Source organism: Streptomyces luomodiensis, from assembly GCF_031679605.1.
GTDB lineage: Bacteria > Actinomycetota > Actinomycetes > Streptomycetales > Streptomycetaceae > Streptomyces > Streptomyces luomodiensis.
This window is the reverse complement of the sequence record NZ_CP117522.1, coordinates 7,653,455-7,669,642: the sequence shown is the minus strand read 5'-3', so window position 1 is coordinate 7,669,642 and position 16,188 is coordinate 7,653,455. Positions and strand designations below refer to the sequence as shown.

The 16,188-nt window shown below is 68.8% G+C and carries 17 protein-coding genes and 2 pseudogenes; 14 read left to right on the top strand and 5 right to left on the bottom strand.

Going from position 1 to position 16,188, the window contains the following annotated elements:
- Positions 1-635 precede the first annotated feature (635 nt).
- Together PS467_RS32450 and PS467_RS32445 are read right to left on the bottom strand one after the other, a co-directional pair.
- Complete coding sequence (locus tag PS467_RS32450; protein WP_268975277.1) at positions 636-1,343, bottom strand: response regulator; 708 nt, start codon at positions 1,341-1,343, stop codon at positions 636-638.
- 2 nt (positions 1,344-1,345) lie between these two features.
- Complete coding sequence (locus PS467_RS32445) at positions 1,346-2,308, bottom strand: HAMP domain-containing sensor histidine kinase (protein ID WP_311038197.1); 963 nt, start codon at positions 2,306-2,308, stop codon at positions 1,346-1,348.
- Between the two features lie 401 nt (positions 2,309-2,709).
- Between PS467_RS32445 and PS467_RS32440 the strand changes: the two genes are divergently transcribed.
- The 5 genes and pseudogenes from PS467_RS32440 (at position 2,710) to PS467_RS32420 (ending at position 6,628) form a co-directional block, all read left to right on the top strand.
- Positions 2,710-3,039 (top strand): TraR/DksA family transcriptional regulator, encoded by a 330-nt coding sequence (locus tag PS467_RS32440; protein ID WP_311038196.1) that lies wholly within the window; start codon positions 2,710-2,712, stop codon positions 3,037-3,039.
- A 51-nt stretch (positions 3,040-3,090) separates the two neighbouring features.
- Complete coding sequence (locus PS467_RS32435) at positions 3,091-3,459, top strand: TraR/DksA family transcriptional regulator (protein ID WP_311038195.1); 369 nt, start codon at positions 3,091-3,093, stop codon at positions 3,457-3,459.
- Positions 3,456-4,330: pseudogene (locus tag PS467_RS32430) on the top strand (rod shape-determining protein). Before PS467_RS32435 ends, PS467_RS32430 begins: the two are co-directional and overlap by 4 nt.
- A gap of 91 nt (positions 4,331-4,421) precedes the next feature.
- Complete coding sequence (locus PS467_RS32425; RefSeq protein ID WP_311038194.1) at positions 4,422-5,057, top strand: Rv1733c family protein; 636 nt, start codon at positions 4,422-4,424, stop codon at positions 5,055-5,057.
- A gap of 698 nt (positions 5,058-5,755) precedes the next feature.
- Entirely contained in the window at positions 5,756-6,628 is an 873-nt protein-coding gene (locus tag PS467_RS32420; protein ID WP_311038193.1) for a hypothetical protein, read from the top strand.
- A gap of 610 nt (positions 6,629-7,238) precedes the next feature.
- Here PS467_RS32420 and PS467_RS32415 read toward each other — a convergent pair.
- Complete coding sequence (locus PS467_RS32415) at positions 7,239-8,027, bottom strand: SDR family NAD(P)-dependent oxidoreductase (protein ID WP_311038192.1); 789 nt, start codon at positions 8,025-8,027, stop codon at positions 7,239-7,241.
- 195 nt (positions 8,028-8,222) lie between these two features.
- Here PS467_RS32415 and PS467_RS32410 point away from each other — a divergent pair, with 195 nt between their 5' ends.
- The 5 genes and pseudogenes from PS467_RS32410 (at position 8,223) to PS467_RS32390 (ending at position 10,869) form a co-directional block, all read left to right on the top strand.
- On the top strand, positions 8,223-9,047 hold the full coding sequence (locus tag PS467_RS32410; protein WP_311038191.1) for an MmyB family transcriptional regulator: 825 nt from the start codon (positions 8,223-8,225) through the stop codon (positions 9,045-9,047).
- A gap of 37 nt (positions 9,048-9,084) precedes the next feature.
- Positions 9,085-9,168, top strand: a pseudogene (locus PS467_RS32405) (IS5/IS1182 family transposase); the annotation flags it as partial.
- 431 nt (positions 9,169-9,599) lie between these two features.
- The gene (locus tag PS467_RS32400) at positions 9,600-9,785 is read left to right on the top strand and encodes a hypothetical protein (RefSeq protein ID WP_311038190.1); all 186 of its coding nucleotides are present in this window, start codon (positions 9,600-9,602) and stop codon (positions 9,783-9,785) included.
- Positions 9,778-10,278, top strand: a complete 501-nt coding sequence (locus tag PS467_RS32395; protein ID WP_311038189.1) for a flavin reductase family protein — start codon at positions 9,778-9,780, stop codon at positions 10,276-10,278. The genes PS467_RS32400 and PS467_RS32395 overlap by 8 nt, the downstream gene beginning before the upstream one ends.
- Positions 10,279-10,503: 225 nt before the next feature.
- On the top strand, positions 10,504-10,869 hold the full coding sequence (locus tag PS467_RS32390; RefSeq protein WP_311038188.1) for a VOC family protein: 366 nt from the start codon (positions 10,504-10,506) through the stop codon (positions 10,867-10,869).
- 449 nt (positions 10,870-11,318) lie between these two features.
- Here the strand turns inward: PS467_RS32390 and PS467_RS32385 are convergent, their stop codons facing one another.
- Both PS467_RS32385 and PS467_RS32380 read right to left on the bottom strand, forming a co-directional pair.
- Positions 11,319-11,867, bottom strand: a complete 549-nt coding sequence (locus tag PS467_RS32385) for a TetR/AcrR family transcriptional regulator (protein ID WP_311038187.1) — start codon at positions 11,865-11,867, stop codon at positions 11,319-11,321.
- A gap of 68 nt (positions 11,868-11,935) precedes the next feature.
- The gene (locus tag PS467_RS32380) at positions 11,936-12,703 is read right to left on the bottom strand and encodes a creatininase family protein (protein ID WP_311038186.1); all 768 of its coding nucleotides are present in this window, start codon (positions 12,701-12,703) and stop codon (positions 11,936-11,938) included.
- Between the two features lie 197 nt (positions 12,704-12,900).
- Between PS467_RS32380 and PS467_RS32375 the strand changes: the two genes are divergently transcribed.
- From PS467_RS32375 to PS467_RS32360, 4 genes are read left to right on the top strand one after another with little or no spacing between them, the layout of a single operon-like run.
- Positions 12,901-14,082 carry an LLM class flavin-dependent oxidoreductase gene (locus PS467_RS32375; RefSeq protein WP_311038185.1) on the top strand — a complete coding sequence of 394 codons (1,182 nt, stop codon included), beginning with the start codon at positions 12,901-12,903 and terminating at the stop codon, positions 14,080-14,082.
- Positions 14,079-14,897 carry an enoyl-CoA hydratase/isomerase family protein gene (locus PS467_RS32370; RefSeq protein WP_311038184.1) on the top strand — a complete coding sequence of 273 codons (819 nt, stop codon included), beginning with the start codon at positions 14,079-14,081 and terminating at the stop codon, positions 14,895-14,897. The genes PS467_RS32375 and PS467_RS32370 overlap by 4 nt, the downstream gene beginning before the upstream one ends.
- A gap of 12 nt (positions 14,898-14,909) precedes the next feature.
- A complete protein-coding gene (locus PS467_RS32365; RefSeq protein ID WP_311038183.1) occupies positions 14,910-15,689 on the top strand; it encodes an enoyl-CoA hydratase/isomerase family protein in 780 nt (259 codons plus the stop codon).
- Positions 15,682-16,182 carry a flavin reductase family protein gene (locus tag PS467_RS32360; protein ID WP_311038182.1) on the top strand — a complete coding sequence of 167 codons (501 nt, stop codon included), beginning with the start codon at positions 15,682-15,684 and terminating at the stop codon, positions 16,180-16,182. Before PS467_RS32365 ends, PS467_RS32360 begins: the two co-directional genes overlap by 8 nt.
- Positions 16,183-16,188 lie beyond the last annotated feature (6 nt).

Sequence of the window (16,188 nt, the reverse complement as noted above, 5' to 3'; positions counted from 1 at the left end):
CGCCGCGGCAGCGGCCCGCGCGGCCGCGACGGAGGAAAGGGTGATGGGTCGCGTCAGATACCTGCGGGTGCCGGAGGGGCCCGGCCGCGGTCGTGGGCCGACCGGCCGGGAGAGACGGGCGCGCATGCGGAAGGCGCTGAAGCACGGGTACCGACAGCCGGGCCGGCATCCGCGTCCGGGGGGTCGGTGGCGTGGTGATCCGGTGGGCACGGGCGCTCGCCGAGGTGGTCGTGGCGGACCCTGGCCTGGGCCGCGCAGCCGATGGCATACGGGTCGTCCGCGTGGGGACCGGTGTCGGGGCGCTCGGCGCCCGTGGCCGCCGGGGCAGGATCGAGCACCGGAGCGGACGCCGCGGGCGCCGGAGCGGAAGCGGCGCGCGCGGCATCGGCGGGAACCCACGCCAGCAGGCTCGCGAGGAGCGCGATGAGCGTCCCCGCGAGCCGGTGACCTGCGGTCGGGGTGCTGCGGGGCGCTGGGCGCATGCACCGTCCCCTTCCTGCTGGGTGCTCGACTTCCTGCGGGGTGCTCGGCGTGGGGTGCCGGTCCGGGGCTCCGGCCGGGGGGGGGCTCCGGCCGGGGGGGCTCCGGCCGGGGAGTGGACGACCGGAGCCCCGTACGTCGGTGCGGGGCGGGCGTCAGGGTTCGATGAGACCTGCGCGAATGGCGTAGCGGGTCAGCTCCAGCCGGTCGTGCAGACCGAGCTTGTGCAGGAGGTTGGCCCGGTGGCGGTGCACGGTCTTGACGCTGATGAACAGGATCTCGGCGATCTCCTTGGAGGAGTGCCCTTCGGCGACGAGTTTGAGGACCTCCTCCTCACGAGGGGTGAGGAGCTGGTCGGGGTCTTCCTCGCCGTGGCGGACGCGCTCCAGGTAGTTGCGGATGAGGGCGGTGACCGCGCCGGGGTAGAGGAACGGCTCGTTGCGCATCGCGGCCCGGCAGGCGGCGACCAGGTCGCGGTCGGCAACCGACTTCAGCACATAGCCACAGGCCCCGGCCTTGAGTGCCTGGAACAGGTACTGCTCGTTGTCGTGCATCGTCAGCATCAGGATGCGCAGCCCCGGCTTGAGCGCCACCAGCTCCCGGGTGGCCTGAAGACCGGTCAGGCGCGGCATGGCGATGTCCAGCACGGCCAGGTCGATCTCCTGGCTCCGGGCCGCCTCGATGGCCTCGGCACCGTCCCCGGCCTCGGCGACGACCTCCAGGTCGGGTTCCCTGTCGAGGATCAGGCGTACGCCGCGGCGTACCAGAGCGTGGTCATCGGCGAGCAGGATGCGGATGGGCTTCCCGGTCGTGGCGGACGGTGCCGAGGCCGTGGTGGGTCCGGGCGGGGTCGGATCGGGCATGGTCAGAGCTGCTTCCTGGGGGCGGGTGTGGTGAGGCGGATCCGGGTACCGGTGCCGGGCGTCGAGGTGATGTCCAGGGTGGCCCCGGCGAGCAGGGCCCGTTCGCGCATGCCGCGGATCCCGGCGCCTTCGCAGGCGGCCTCGATGCCGCGGCCGTCGTCGGTGATCTCCAGCACCACCGCCTCGCCCACCCGGCGCAGGCTCACCTCGACCTGCCGCGCGTCCGCATGGCGGGCGGCGTTGGTCAGGCTCTCCTGAGCCACCCGGTACAGCACGAGCTCGCTCTCCTGGTCGAGGGTGGGCAGATCGGAATCGAGGCGGCGCACGACCCGCAGCCCGGTGTGGGTGGCGAAGTCCTGCGTGAGCGAGGTCAGTGCGCTGATCAGGCCCAGGTCGTCCAGGACGCCGGGCCGCAGGCGGCGCACCAGGCGGCGGACCTCGTCCAGGCTCTCCCGGGTGATCTCCTGGGCCTGCTGGAGCTCCTCGCGCAGCGGCTCGGGGGCGTCGTCCGCGGCGCGCTTGAGCACCAGCAGGATCGCGGTCATGCTCTGCCCGACCTCGTCGTGCAGTTCCTGGGCGATGCGGCGGCGTTCCGCCTCCTGGGCCAGCAGCGCCCGAGCGCTGGACGTGGCGCGTTCGTGCTCCAGCCGGTCCAGCATGGCGTTGAAGGTGCGGATCAGCTCGGACACCTCGCTACCGCCGCCGGCGCCGGGCACGGGCAGCCGCTGGCCCGGTCGCAGCAGGTCGACGGTGGTCATCAGCCTGGTCAGCCGGTCCAGCGGGGCCAGGCCCCAGCGCAGCAGGGTGCCGTTGGCGACGAGCATGACGGCGAGACCGCCGACCAGGATGATCGCCTCGGTCAGCAGCACCGGCACGGAGACGGTCACCGGCGCCCACAGCAGCAGCGCCGTAGCGGTGCCCAGCACCAGGGCGTTGAGCCCGAAGATCCGCCAGAACAGCGACACCGGGGACGTTCCTCCTTCTGCGCTCCGCGTGTGATCAGCTCTACTGATCAGCTCTACTGATCAGCTCTACTGTCGCCCATCGCACCCCGGCGGAGCCGCCACAACTGATCACGACCGAGCCTGACACAGCCTGCCTCCCGCACCGCGCGCGGTCGATGGGGCCCGTCACCCATATCCGAGGTCATCGGGTACCCATGCGCCCTCCCCCGCCATCGCCCCATGGTCACCGCTGCCCCGGGCAAATGGGGTCCGCGCCCGATGGGCTTCCGACGCCGGGTCGAGCAGAGTCGAAGGTGATCGAGCCGCCTGGTACGGCCCGTGCTCGCGGTCGTGGAGACCGCGGCCGGCGGTACCGGGCGGCCACTGCCGCGCCTGGCGCGCTTTCGCGAAAGGACCTCATCGTGCCGCTCGACACCGCCCAGACCGGTCCCCGCCCCGGGCGGCTGACCTCTCATGAAACCCGTCAGCGCCTCGAACACGCCCGCAACAGCCGGCTGGCTCAGCTGCGTGCCCTCGACGAGAGCGCCCCGAGCACGGACGCCCATCTGGTGTCCGCGCAGAGGGAGGCGATCCAGCGCGTCCTCACCGAGATCGACGAGGCGTTCGCCCGCGTGGAGGACGGCACCTACGGCACCTGCCAGGGCTGCGCCAAGCCCGTCCCCGCCGAACGCCTGGAGATCCTCCCCTACACCCGGTACTGCGTCGCCTGCCAGGGACGCGCCACCGCCTGACCCGCTCCGCCAGCCCCCTGTTTTCGTCTCCGCCCTGTTCAAAGGGGTGAAGTGGTGAACCATCAGACCATCGGCGACCGTGCCGCGCACCTGTCGCCCGAGGATCTCGCCGCGCTGCGGGAGAACCTCCACGAACAGCGCCTGTTCCGCCAGGAACAGCTGCGGGAGATCGCCGCGCCGTCCCGCGCCGAGGACCTGCTCCGGCGCCGCTCCGCGGCACAGGCCGAAGTGCACGTCGAAGTCGCCGCCTCCGCGCGCATGGTCCTCGCCGACGTGGAGGCGGCGCTGCGACGCATCGCCGAGGGCCGCTACGGCACGTGCCACCTGTGCCGTCGCCCTATCGAGCGCGACCGGCTGATGATCGTTCCACAGGCCCGCTACTGCGCACGGTGCCAGCAGGTGCGGGAGGCCGGACGATGACCGTCCGCCGCCGCTTCCGGCCCGGCTCCCCCGCCGGGCACCGGCACCGGCCCTGGCCGTTGTGCCGGCACTGCTGCGGCCTCGCCCTGGACCTGGGCAGCGCCCGCACCCGTGCCTGGATAGCCGGCCGCGGGATGGTCCTAGACGTACCCACCATCACCTTCCCCGGTGCTGGGGCGGGTACCCGGTCCAGCGCGGCGCCATCGTCGACGTTCCGGGAACGGCCCGGATGCTCGACCGGCTCCTCAGCCACCGCCTGCCCCGCCTCACCCGCCCGCTGGTGGTGGTCACCGCGCCGGTGCTGGGCGGCCCCGCCTACCGGGAACGGGCCCGTGCCGCCGTGGAAGTGCTCCGCCCCCGCGCGGTCCTGACCGTCCCCACCGCGCGCGCCATCGCCCTGGCCGCGGGCGCCGACCTCTCCCTGCCGCTGCTCGTGGTGGACATCGGCGCCCACCTCACCGAGGTGGTCCTCCTCGTCGACGGCCTGGTCTTCGACGCCCGCCGCACCGCCCTGGGCACCACCGACCTCGCCGGCGCCACCGACCTCGCCGGCACCTCCGACCTCGCGGACGCCGCCGCCACGGCGGAGATCAGCGAAGCCATCAGCATCATGATCACCTCCATGCTCCGGCAGGACCGCACGTCCCTGACCGCCGAGGCCCTGAGCCGGGGTGCCCTCCTGGCCGGTGGCGGCGCACTGCGCCCCGACCTCACTCACCGGCTCGTCGGCGGCACGCACGCGCCCCTGCGGACGGTTCCCACCCCGCACACCGCGGCGATCCGCGGCGCCGCCAAGATGCTGCGGGCCGCGCACGGACATCCGTCGGCCAGGGGCACGTCCCCACCCGGGCCCGGCCCGCTCTTCCGCTGACCTCGCTGGCCCCGCTGCCCCCCTGACCCCGCCGCCTCACCGGCCGGGGTCTGCCGTACGCCACCCCCCTGCCCCGGAAAGGAGAACCACTGTGTCCGGCGTGCCACCACCCGCACAGCCCCCGGATCCCCCGCACCACGAGCTCGTGCACCCCCTGTCGCTGTGGCGCTGGCGGCGCAATCCGCTGTACCGGCGCACCGACCGCCTCCAGGGCCGGATCGCCCTGGCGATGTTGCTGCTCGTACCGGTCCTGGGGCTCGGTGCCATGTTCGCCATCGGTGACGCCGCCCACCGGCACTACCGCGCCGCCGCCGAGCACCAGAGGCAGACCCTGCACCTCACCACCGCCGTCCTCACCCACGACGCCCCGGACCATCCGGAGCCCGGGTCGGCGGAGGCGAGAGAGAACCGCTATCCGGCCACGGTCCGCTACACCGACCCGGACGGACGGATCCGCACCGCCAAGACCGACGTCCTGCCCGGACTCAGCGCGGGCAGCTCCGTCGACGTATGGCTCGACGCGGACGGAGCGATCGCCGAGCCGCCCATGCCCGCCAAACAGATCCGCAGCCGGACCATGGGCTGGGCGCTCATCGCCTTCCTGACCGTGGCCCTCGCCGGTGCCGCCGCCTACCGCGGCGTCACCGTGGTCCTGCGTCGCCGCAATCTCGCCCAGTGGGACGCCAAGTGGGCCGAGACCGCGCCCCGCTGGACCACGTCCCCCTGAGCCCGCGCAAACGCTCACGCCTGCACCGACCGACCCCCCTGGACGAGCGCGGCCGAGCCATGTCGCCCCCGGCCACGGGACGGATGGCCGGGCAGGTCGTCGACGGACCGCCGAGCCGACAGCGGCCGCGGCCACCGGGCCGCGGCCGCTGTCGGCACGCGAACACGTGGCAGAAGGTCTGTACGGCGCAGCCGGATACGAGGTCCGTACTCGTCAGGCCTTGATATCCCGCGGCATCACGACCGACGTGGTCCATGCAGCCGTGGAGGCGCATGGCCTACAGGCGCCGGACGCCGTAACCGCCTGATGCCAGAGGCGGGCGTCACGCGGCCAACCACGAGAAGAAGGCCAGGTGTGCGATCCTCCGCTGCTGTCGGTACCGCCCCGGTAGTCGCTTCGGTACGGTGGGTGGCTTCCAATCCGATGGGGGAGTTGACGTGTGGCGGACCAACGGTCGTCAGGGGAAGGCGTTACGGGGCGGTGGCCTGGTGCTGCTTCTGGCAGCGGTTCTCGCAGGTTGTGGGGGCGGCGATGGGCAGTCCGAGGGTCTGACCGGATCAGCGTCCGGTGCGCCGAAAGGGTCAGCGTCCGGTGCGTCGGCGGATTCCAGAACCGGGCTGCTCTACCGGGACAAGGAAGTCTCGCTGAGTAATGTCCAGGCGATCAAGAACGGATGCCCTTCCGACTTCTCTTTCTACGTGGAGTTCGCGGACAGCGGGCCGCGCGTCCTCGGGCCCCGTGAGTCGAACCCGCGCCTGAACGACGACGGGGACCAGACGGACGAGGGCAGGCCGCCTGTCCTGTCATGGGAGCCTCCCTGCTCCTGGGACAACGAGGTGCTGGACTTCGACGACGTGCCCGTCGCCAAGGTTGCCGCGGACGCCGGGGACCTCGACCAGGCGGGCTGCCAAGCTGCCGCACGGGCAGCGGTCGGCAACGGCACGCACGTCGACCGCTACAAGACCGGGGCCCTGGCGGCGGGGGACCGGTTCTGCGAGGACTTCGCCGCGGGCGGCCGCGTGGTCCTCCTGCGCGTGGTGAAGGTGAGCGGATCCCCCGTCGGTGAGCTGACATTGTCGGCGACCGTGTGGGCCGGGCCGGCGAAGACCGAGGGCGCGCCGGCGCAACCCGGTGACAAGGTCTACGAGAACCAGCCCGTCACAGTGTCCGACGACGTGGCCAAGGCGCGCGGCTGCGTCCTGGGCAGCGTTGGGCTCGGTTCGGACATGCCGGTCGTTACCTACAGGAGCAGGCTGAACGGCGGCGGCGGAGACATCGAGTACTCCCCGAGCTGTCTGTCCGGAAGCCCGAAGATGTGGTTCCGCGGATACGTGGCCCGGGTGGAGGGCACCGCCGACCTGGACCTCACCGCTTGCCAGGACGCCGCGGCGCGCGGCGAGAGCAACGAACTCGAGGTACCGGTCTCCGAACTGCGGACCGGGGACCGGTTCTGCAGGTTCGACAGTCTCGACAAGGACGTCGCTCTGCTGAAGGTGACCGCCGTAACCGCCAAGGCCCCCGCCTCGGTGACCTTCTCGATCACCCGCTGGAAAGCTCCCGAACCGTCGTAGCAGCGGCCCAGGGCGGCTTGCCATCGGCAAGCCGCCCCGCTCAGCGCCCACAAGCGCGTTGCCCCAGCACTGCGATCGTGCATGGAGGCAGGGTTGCGTCCATGGGGGTTCTCGGAGAAGTGGCGTGCGTCCGTCGCCGTGTTCCTGCCTGTCACTGGGGTTTCTTGTCCCTTTCGAGGAGCTCCTTTCCTCAGCGACGGCCTGCTCCAGGGTCGCCAGCAGGTGCGGATCCATCACCATGGCGGCCGCATGGTGATGGGCCCGGGCCGAGGTCGGTCTGGCCACGCGCGGCTGTCCCGGCGAACTCCGCTTCCGTCATGGCATGGGAGACCCCGACACGCGGCCGTAGACGGAAGCGGCCATAGACGGTGGAGCACTCGGCCCGGACCTGATGACCACCGGCGGAGTCGACGAGCTGTCAGAACACGTCGTAGCCTTCCTCGACCAGCGCTGGGAGACCGAGCCCCAGCCGGCTCACGAAATGTGAGAGACTCGGTCCGGTTGACCCTTGTCGAGTACAAGACCATCGTGACCCCACCCGCAACGCTGGCGGCATGAACCCGCTGTCACCCAGTCATGCAGCAGTCGCGAAAGCCTTCTGGTGGGCGGGTCAGAGGTGGATTCCGCCGCTGACCTCGATGCGCTGGGCCGTGATCCATCCGGTGGCGTCACTGACCAGAGCCGTCACGGCCGGACCGATGTCCTCGGCAGAGGCGACTCGGCCGAGGGCCGTCATCTCGCTCATGGCCTTCCGGAACTCCTCACTGACGCGCAGGTATCCGCCGGCGAAGTCAGTGGCTACTGGGCCGGGCGCGACGGTGTTGACGCTGATGCCGCGCCCGCCGAGCTCGATGGCCCAGTAGCGGGTCAGCACCTCGATCGCGCCCTTCATCGCCGAGTAGACCGAGAACGGCGCGGTGACGATCCGTGAAAGGCAGGAGGAGAAGTTGATGACCCTGCCGCCGTCGGCCAGCAGGGGCTGGGAGCCCTCGGGTGCGGTCGCGAGGGCCTGGGTGAGCAGGTAGACGCCCTTGAAGTGGACTTGATAGAGCTGATCGATGGTTTCCTCATCGGTCGTGCCCAGAGCACTGTCCCCGGAGAAGCCGGCGTTGTTGACGAGGATGTCGAAGTTCTCCCGGCTCCACGCGGCCCGCAGGACCTCGGCCAGGGTCGCGGTGAACGAGGAATGGGAAGCCGTATCGGCGACGTCGAGCCGGATCGCCCGGGCGGTTCGGCCGACGGCGGCCACGGCATCGGCGACCTGCTCGGCCTCATCCTCGTGGGAGCGGTAGGTGAACACGACATCGACGCCGTCGGCGGCAAGGGCCTCGACCGTGGCGCGACCGATACCACGGTTGCCCCCTGTAACGAGTGCAATCTTCTCAATGGATGTGGGCATGCTGTTTCCCGGCTTTCCTGTGCAGCGATGTCTTGTATTCACCGTGCGGCACCCGCGCAGGGGCAGCCAGCGGGTCCTTTCCCTAGGGCCGCCATCCCTACCTTGAGGGCTGGAGTAGCTGGAACGCAGGCGAGCTCTGGGGCGGAGCCGGTGCCCCCCTGGCCGGGCACCGGCCCATGTGGGCACAATGCCGGTGTGAACCTTGGTGAACTGGGAGCGTTCCTCAGATCAAGACGCGAGCGCGTCCGTCCCTCCGACGTCGGTCTGCCGACCGGTCCCAGGCGCCGTGTGCCGGGGCTGCGCCGGGACGAGGTTGCCATGCTGGCCGGTGCCTCGAGCGACTACTACACCGAGCTGGAACAAGGCGGCGCCCAGCCTTCAGAGCAGATGCTCGCCGCGCTCGCCCGCGCCCTGCGCCTCACCGGCGACGAGCGCGATCACATCTACCGCCTTGCCGACCGAGCACTGCCGATCCCGGGCGGTCCAGCCTCGCACGTCGAACCAACGATGCTCAGCCTGCTCGACCGCCTTGCCGACACCCCGGCCCAGATCGTCACCGACCTGCACGTCACACTCGCACAGAACTCCGTTGCAGAGACGGTCTTCGGCCCGCCCGTGGCGGCGAAAGGGCTCGAGGCGAGCTGTGTATACCGATGGTTCACCGACCTGCGTTCACGCGAGGTCTTCCCAGAGGACGACCACGACTACCACTCCCGCGCGTACGTCGCCGATCTGCGTGCTGCCAGCGGCCGCCGTGATGACGGCGATCCGGAAACGGCCCGCCTGGTCACAGAGCTCGAACAGCACAGCGACGAGTTCGCGCACCTGTGGGGGCAGCACGAGGTGGCGGTGCGACGTAACGAACGCAAGCGGATCGTCCACCCCGCAGTAGGCATTCTGGAACTGAACTGCCTCAACCTGTTCAGCGAGGATAATCGTCAACGGCTCATCTGGCTCACCCCCGTCGACGGCACGGACGCCGCGGAAAAGCTCGGGCTGCTGACCGTGCTCGGCAACTGAACCTTTCCCCTGATCTCGGCCACCCGGTCGCACAAACTCCCACAAACAGGTCCGCGCCCGCGTCGAGCGCGTCTTCGCCCACATGAAGACCTGGAAGATCCTCCGCGACCACCGCCTTCGGTACGGACACCCGGGGAGGACCCGACGCGCTCTGCGAGCAGCACCTCCTCGACCAGTTCCCGGTAGCGGTGCTCATGGGTGAGCCCGACCGGGGTGTCCCCCTCGGTCATGAGGATGAAGTCCATACCGACCCTTCCATCGAATGTTATTCGGCGCTAACGTAGGGCGTAGCCCAGCCCAGGTCAAGGCGCCGAGAGAGGGCAAAGGCGTTACCTGTCGATAACACCAAGGCCCAGCAAGCACACACGGGAGGGGCGACCAGCGCAACCCCGGTCGCGTCACCGACCGAGAGCTGCACAGTTAGGCCACGGACCGACCTGACGCCCTCCCTGGTTACCGCGCACTCACGTATCTGCCTCCCCAGACGGGCCTTGACCACGCCCAAGCCAGGCCATAAGTTAGTCGCCAATAACATTCGAAGGAAGGGCTGATATGGACGTCATCGTCATGGTTGAGGGGGACACCCCGACCAGACTCGCGCGTGAACACCGCTACCGGGAACTGGTCGAGGATGCCAACTGGTCTGACGAGAAGCAGCCCAGCGCCGCCCTCGCCAACGCGCGCACCGTCTACCACGACCCTGCCGTCCGAGGTGTCCGCGAGGTGTGGAATGGCTGATCAAGTCCAGGGGCTGGACGCGGCTGCCTTCCGTTCGGCGTTGGCCCGCTTCCCCGCCGGCGTGACGATCGTGACGACCCGAAGTGCCGGGGGCACGCCGCATGGGTTCACCGCGAGTTCCTTCGCGGCGCTGTCGCTTGATCCACCACTTGTTCTGGTGTGCCTGGACCAAGGAGCGGACTGCTTCCCGGCTTTTGTAGCGGCTGAGCAGTTCGTCGTGAACATCGTGACGCCCGCGCATGCAAAGTTGGCCATGAGGTTCGCCACGAAGGGCGAGGACAAGTTCGCACACGGGAGCTTCGAGTCCGACGAGGGCGGACACCCGATACTGCCCGACGCCGCAGCGGTCATCCGCTGCGAGCTGGAGCAAGCCGTACCCGGCGGCGATCACGTCATTCTCATCGGTCGCGTGCACGACGCGCGCATAGGTAGCGGCAAGCCGGTGATGTGGTACCGCGGTGATTTCCTCCACCTCGGGCAGAGCGTTGAATGAATGACATCGGCCCCGGCTCGTCAGCTCTGGTGGATTTGCGGAGAGGCCGTGTGATGGATCTGATGAAGAATTCTGAACCGACCCGGACGAAGGCCCTTCGCACCTATGCCGCCATGGCCACCAGTGTCGACACCGCCACCGTCCGCCAGATCGCGCCAGTGGTTCATCCACGCGCGGCGCGCGGTGTAGCGGGACTCTCCGCTCAGGCCGTGCTACGGCCGTCCGGTGAGTGATTCCGTGGAGATCGACCTCGTGAAGATCGGGAACGTGCTGCACCCGGTGGCCGACATCGACGCCGCCGTGCGCTTCTACACCGACACCTTCGGCCTGGCCACGAAGTTCGTCGACGGCGACCGCTACGCCGCCCTCGACGCCGGCAGCACCACGTTGGCCCTGACCGGCCCGGCCGAGGACGTCACCGGTGGGGTGCCCGCGGCGTCGTTCAAGGTCCCCGACGTGACCTCGGCGCTCACCGCCCTCGTACAAGGCGGCGGATCCGTAGTCCGGGAGCCCGAGCAGGGCCCGCACGAGGTCCGGGCCGTGGCCCGGGACCCATGGGGCAACACCGTAGTGATCTACGGGCTGCGGTAGCGGTCAGTCCGGCAGCGGGTCGGCCTCCGCCATGCCCCGGACCGAGACGTCGTCGGATGCCGTTGACATTCCTGTTCGTGTCCCTCCCAAGCCGTCGGCCAGATCCTCGACCTTTTCCGCACCGGAACAAGCTGCGCGTCCGAGGCACCCATACTCGCCGGCTGAGTCACCCGCCCTCGAAGCCCGGAAGGTTTCCGTGCACCCCGCCTTCTCCTCGCCCTCACCGGATCACCGCCGGCACCGGACCCATCGCTCGATGCCCTCCGACTGCAACACGGTGAAAGTCTCCGCGGAACCACGCGTCGTGCCCGGCGTGCATTCGTCGCCGCCAACGCTGTCCCTCTTGTCGTCGGCACCACACTGTCCGCGCTGACCGCCGTTCCCGCAGTTCATGTGTACGGGCACGTCACCCTCGGCCTCGTCTGGGGCGTCCAGGACTCCCACTCTTGTCAGATCGCGTCCGCGGGGATGAGCAGCGCGTTGATCGCGGCGGTGCGGATGGTCGTCGCGACGACGTCGGGATCGAGGCCGCTGTTGAACTGGGGTACCGCGTTGATCATCGAGAAGACGGCGTGTGTGAGAACGCGGGTCTGCGCGTCTGACAGGTCGGGCCGCAGCCGGGTGACCAGTCCGCTCCACTCTTCGGCGTAGAGGCGCATCATGCGTCGCATGCGATGGCGTTCGTCCTCGGGGACGTTGTGTTCGTTCTTCAGGAACACCAGCGTGGACGGAACGTTCTGGAGACTGCGTTTGACGTGGTAATCGATCATCTCCTCAAGTGCCTTGCGTGGATCCGTCACCTCGGCTGCCGTCTTGCGGGCATGAGCCAGTAGTTCGTTGAGCGGATCCTCGAGCACGGCGATCAGCAACGCCTGCTTGCTCGGGAAGTGCCGGTAGAGCGCGGGGCCGGTCACACCGGCACGCGCGCCGATCATCTCAGTGGTGACCGCATCGAAGGCACGCTCGTTGAACAACTCTCCGGCGACCTTGATCAGCACCTGCCGACGGGTGGTGCGGGGAGATGCGGTACGGGGGGTAGGTGAGCTCGACACATGTGAAGTCTAGTCTAGGTGAGTGGCCGATAACGTGCCCTTGCGTGTTCCGCGAGCAGATCGGCCACCGCGGTCAGACAGGCGAAGCCCAGCTCAGACGACATGCCGTGCGGATCACCGAGCACCCCACCAGGTGCGACTGCCTTGACACCGTCAGTGAATACGCGGGCCAGCAACGCGTCATCCATGGACCCGGTGAAACCCGCGGCGGCGCGATCGTTCCTCACGGCGTCCGGCCGCACCGCTAGCATGATCGAACTTTCGGCGACGTCGGCATGGCCTCCGACGTGGCCGGCGAGGCCGGCGACGCGTTGAGCAGCATCGCGCCACGCGCGGAGGACCGCTGCCGAGTCCGCGAACGCGATGACATCCAGGTCGGAGGGAAGCCGCGCGGCGAGCTTCGGCTCGATGTCACTGAGCACCGGGTAGTTGCCGATATGCGCCGAGAAGATCAGCACCCGGCGGAAGCCGTGCGCGGCAAGGCTCACGCAGCAGTCGGCGCAGATCGCTTCGAGCGTCTCGGCCTGGAGCGAGAGCGTTCCGGCGAAGCCGAGGTGGTGCGACGAGCAGCCGATCCGCACCGTCGGTAGCACGAGCGCGTCGCCAAGCCGCTCGGCGACAAGAACACCCAGTCGATCGGCGTGATCACTGTCGACCGACATCGGCAGGTGCGCACCGTGCTGCTCCGTGGCGCCCAGTGGCAGGACCGCCGTACGCATACCGCTCGCGATGGCACTCGCGATGTCAGGCGAGGTCAAACGCTCAATCCGCAACTCGCTCACGTGTGGTCACTCCTCCTCCTGTGCCTGCTCGGCCAGTACCTCGCGGATGCGTCACTCCTCGACGGATGGGGACAGGCCCGCAGTCGAGGCTCATGCACGTTAATCAGAACTAACGCCTTCGCTCTCTCTCGTGGTCTTGACCTGGGCTGTGCTACGCCCTACGTTAGCGGCGAATAACATTCGATGGAAGGGTCGGTATGGACTTCATCCTCATGACCGAGGGGGACACCCCGGTCGGGCTCACCCATGAGCACCGCTACCGGGAACTGATCGAGGAGGTACTGCTCGCAGAGCGCGTCGGCTTCGATGCCTTCGGCAGTTCCGAGCAGCACGTCGCCCTCGGGACGGCCTCGGTCTCCGCTCCGGAGGTGCTCTACCCGTACCTGATGGCTCTCACCAGCCGGATCCGCTTCATCCACCTGGTGACACTGCTGCCGACACGGATGAACCACGCCCTGCGCGTGGCCGAACGCGTCGCGACCGAGGACATCCTCTCCAACGGACGCATCGAACTCGGCACCGGACGCGGTAACACCACCCTCGCCCTGCGCGCCTTCGAAGTCGACCCGTCCGAGAACAAGTCCCAGTGGCGAGAAGGCGTCGAACTCATCCGCCGCGCCTTCCTCGACGACCCCTTCTCCTACGTGGGCGAGCACTACAAGATCCCGCCCCGCAGCCTGGTCCCCAAGCCCCTGCAGACGCCCTACCCGCCCATCTCAGCCGCCGCCGGCAGCCCCAGCTCGGTCCAAACCGCGGCCACCATGGGCATCGGCGCCATCATGGGCGGCCTCTACCTCGGATTCGACCTCGTCGAAAACATGGTGAAGCTCTACGACACCACACTCGCCGCCACCGACCACCCCCACCCGATCACACCCCGCAAGATGGTCGCGATCTCCGGCGGCATGCACTGCGCCGAGACAACAGCACAAGCCCGCACCGAGGCCAAACCCCTCTTCGAGATGGCCAAACTCTCCACCGACGCCTACGAACGGCTCTCCAAACTCTCCCAGGACTACGCCTACATGGGCGCCGTCAAAAACATCGACTTCAACGACGAGGAGTACATGTTCGAACGCTCCCAAGGCTTCATGGTCGGCGACCCCGACCACTGCATCGAACACGTACAGCGCTACGCCGACATGGGCGTCGACGCACTCGTCCTCCGCGTCGACAGCCTCCCCCACCACCAGCTCCTGCGCTCGATCGAACTCTTCGGCAAGTACGTGATCCCCCACTTCAAAAACCCCCGCAACGTCATCCGCCCCGCCGACGACGTACTCGCCGACATCCGAGCCGCACGCCCCGCCCACCAAGAAGCACTCCGCCAGTTCCACTCCCAGCACAACCCCACACACCCCAAGGAGACCAGCCGATGACCACCCTCTACCACCACGGCACCGGCAACGTCCTCACCGAACGCCACGACAACGGCATCCTCCAGATCACGATCAATCGACCCGACCGGTACAACTCGCTCACCCTGCCGATGTTCGAGGAGATGAACCAGATCTGGGCCGACGTCGAGCGCGACGACCAGACCCGGGTCGTCGTCATCACCGGGGCCGGCAAAGCCTTCTGTACCGGGATGGACGTCGCTCAGCCCGATCCCACGCCCCAGGACGCGCTCGCGATACTGGAGACCGAACGCAAGCGGGTCGCGACGATGTTGCGCATCGAGAAGCCGATCATCTCCGCGATCAACGGCCCCGCGGTCGGCTACGGGCTGTCGACCGCGCTTCTCGCCGACATCAGCATCGCCGCGGACGACGCGGTGCTGATCGAAGGCCACACCAAGGTCGGTGTGACCGCCGGCGACCACGCCGCACTCATCTGGCCGTTGCTTGTCGGCATGGCCAAGACCAAGTACTACGTGCTCACCTCCGAGAAGCTGACGGGCGCCGAGGCCGAGCGGATCGGGCTCGTGAGCCTGTCCGTTCCCCGCGAGCAGGTGCTGCCCCGCGCCCTCGAGGTCGCGTCCCAGCTGGCCCGCGGTTCCCAGCAGGCGCTCCGTTTCACCAAGCGTGCGCTCAACGCCTGGCTCACCAACGCGATGCCCCAGCACGAGCTGTCCTCGGCACTCGAGATCCTCGACTTCGCCGGTGCCGACTACGCCGAAGCACGCCAGGCTTTCCGGGAGAAGCGCCCCGTGGACTTCCCCTCCGCTCGCACTGCCGGCGGACTGGCGAACTGAGGGAAGGCGAGCATGAGCATTGCCTCGCACAACACAGCGCCCAGCGCTGTGCACGCGTCCGACGAAGTGGACGGCGTGGTGGTACTCACCCTGAACCACCCGCCGGCGAACGCGCTCAGCAACTCGCTCGTCAGCGAGCTGACAACGACGCTGGAAACCCTCGCCGACGGCCCCGGCACCCCCGCGGTGGTCCTGACGGGAGCTGGTGAGCGCTTCTTCTGCGCGGGTGGCGACATCAAGGAAGCCATCGGCTTCGGGGCCGATTCGATGGTCGAGCGGATGGCGTCGTTTCACGCGCTGCTCTGCGCGCTGGAGGACTTTGCCCGGCCGCTGGTGTGTGCGGTCAACGGCTGGTGCGTCGGTGGTGGCATCGAAATGGCCCTGTTCGCCGACAAGGTGTACGCGTCGGCTGAGGCGCGTTTCGTCTTCCCCGAGATCAACCACGGGATGCTGCCGGCCGTGAAGGGGATCACTCGAGTGCGCGGGGTCCTGGGCGACCGCGCGGCCCGGCGCCTCCTGCTGAACGGAGAGCCCGTCGACGCGTTCGACGCGGAGCGGATGGGCATCGTCGACCAGGTGGTCGAGCAGGGCGACCTGCTCGCGACCGCGATGGCGGACGCACGGGCGGCAGCGGCGAAACCACCTGCCGTGTTCGCGGCGCTGAAACGGGCCCTTCACTCAGGGACTTCCCGTTGGCCGGTTGAAGAGCAGCTCCGCGTCACGGTTGCCGACGCGCGGACGGTCTTCAACGACCCTGCCGCCCGAGCTGCTCGCGAGGGATATCGTGGTTGATCAATGTCAAGGGCTGGACCCGGCCGCCTTCCGCTCGGCGTTGGCCCGCTTCCCTTCAGGCGTGACGATCGTGACGACGCGAAGCACGTCAGGCACGCTGCACGGGTTCACCGCGAGTTCCTTCGCGGCGCTGTCACTCGATCCGCCGCTCGTCCTGGTGTGCCTGGACCGAGGAGCGAACTGCTCTCCCGTCTTCATGGCGGCTGAGCGGTTCATCGTCAACATCGTGACACCCGCACACGCGGAGTTAGCGATCAAGTTCGCGACAAAAGGTGAAAACAAGTTCGCGTACGGAGCCTTCGCATTCGATGAGAGTGGTCACCCGCTCCTGCCCGATGCGGCGGCAGTCATCCGTTGCGCACTGGATCACGTCGTACCCGGCGGAGATCATGTGATCCTCATCGGCCGTGTACACGACGCGCGGACAGGCAGCGGCAAGCCGGTGACGTGGTACCGAGGTGACTTCCTGCACCTCGGGGAGAGTGCCGCATGAATCTCA

Coding starts and splice junctions, on each gene's coding strand:
- PS467_RS32450 (WP_268975277.1), bottom strand. CDS start 1,343: ATGCCCGATCCGACCCCGCCCGGACCCACCACGGCCTCGGCACCGTCC.
- PS467_RS32415 (WP_311038192.1), bottom strand. CDS start 8,027: ATGCCCACATCCATTGAGAAGATTGCACTCGTTACAGGGGGCAACCGT.
- PS467_RS32400 (WP_311038190.1), top strand. CDS start 9,600: ATGGACGTCATCGTCATGGTTGAGGGGGACACCCCGACCAGACTCGCG.
- PS467_RS32395 (WP_311038189.1), top strand. CDS start 9,778: ATGGCTGATCAAGTCCAGGGGCTGGACGCGGCTGCCTTCCGTTCGGCG.
- PS467_RS32375 (WP_311038185.1), top strand. CDS start 12,901: ATGGACTTCATCCTCATGACCGAGGGGGACACCCCGGTCGGGCTCACC.
- PS467_RS32370 (WP_311038184.1), top strand. CDS start 14,079: ATGACCACCCTCTACCACCACGGCACCGGCAACGTCCTCACCGAACGC.
- PS467_RS32365 (WP_311038183.1), top strand. CDS start 14,910: ATGAGCATTGCCTCGCACAACACAGCGCCCAGCGCTGTGCACGCGTCC.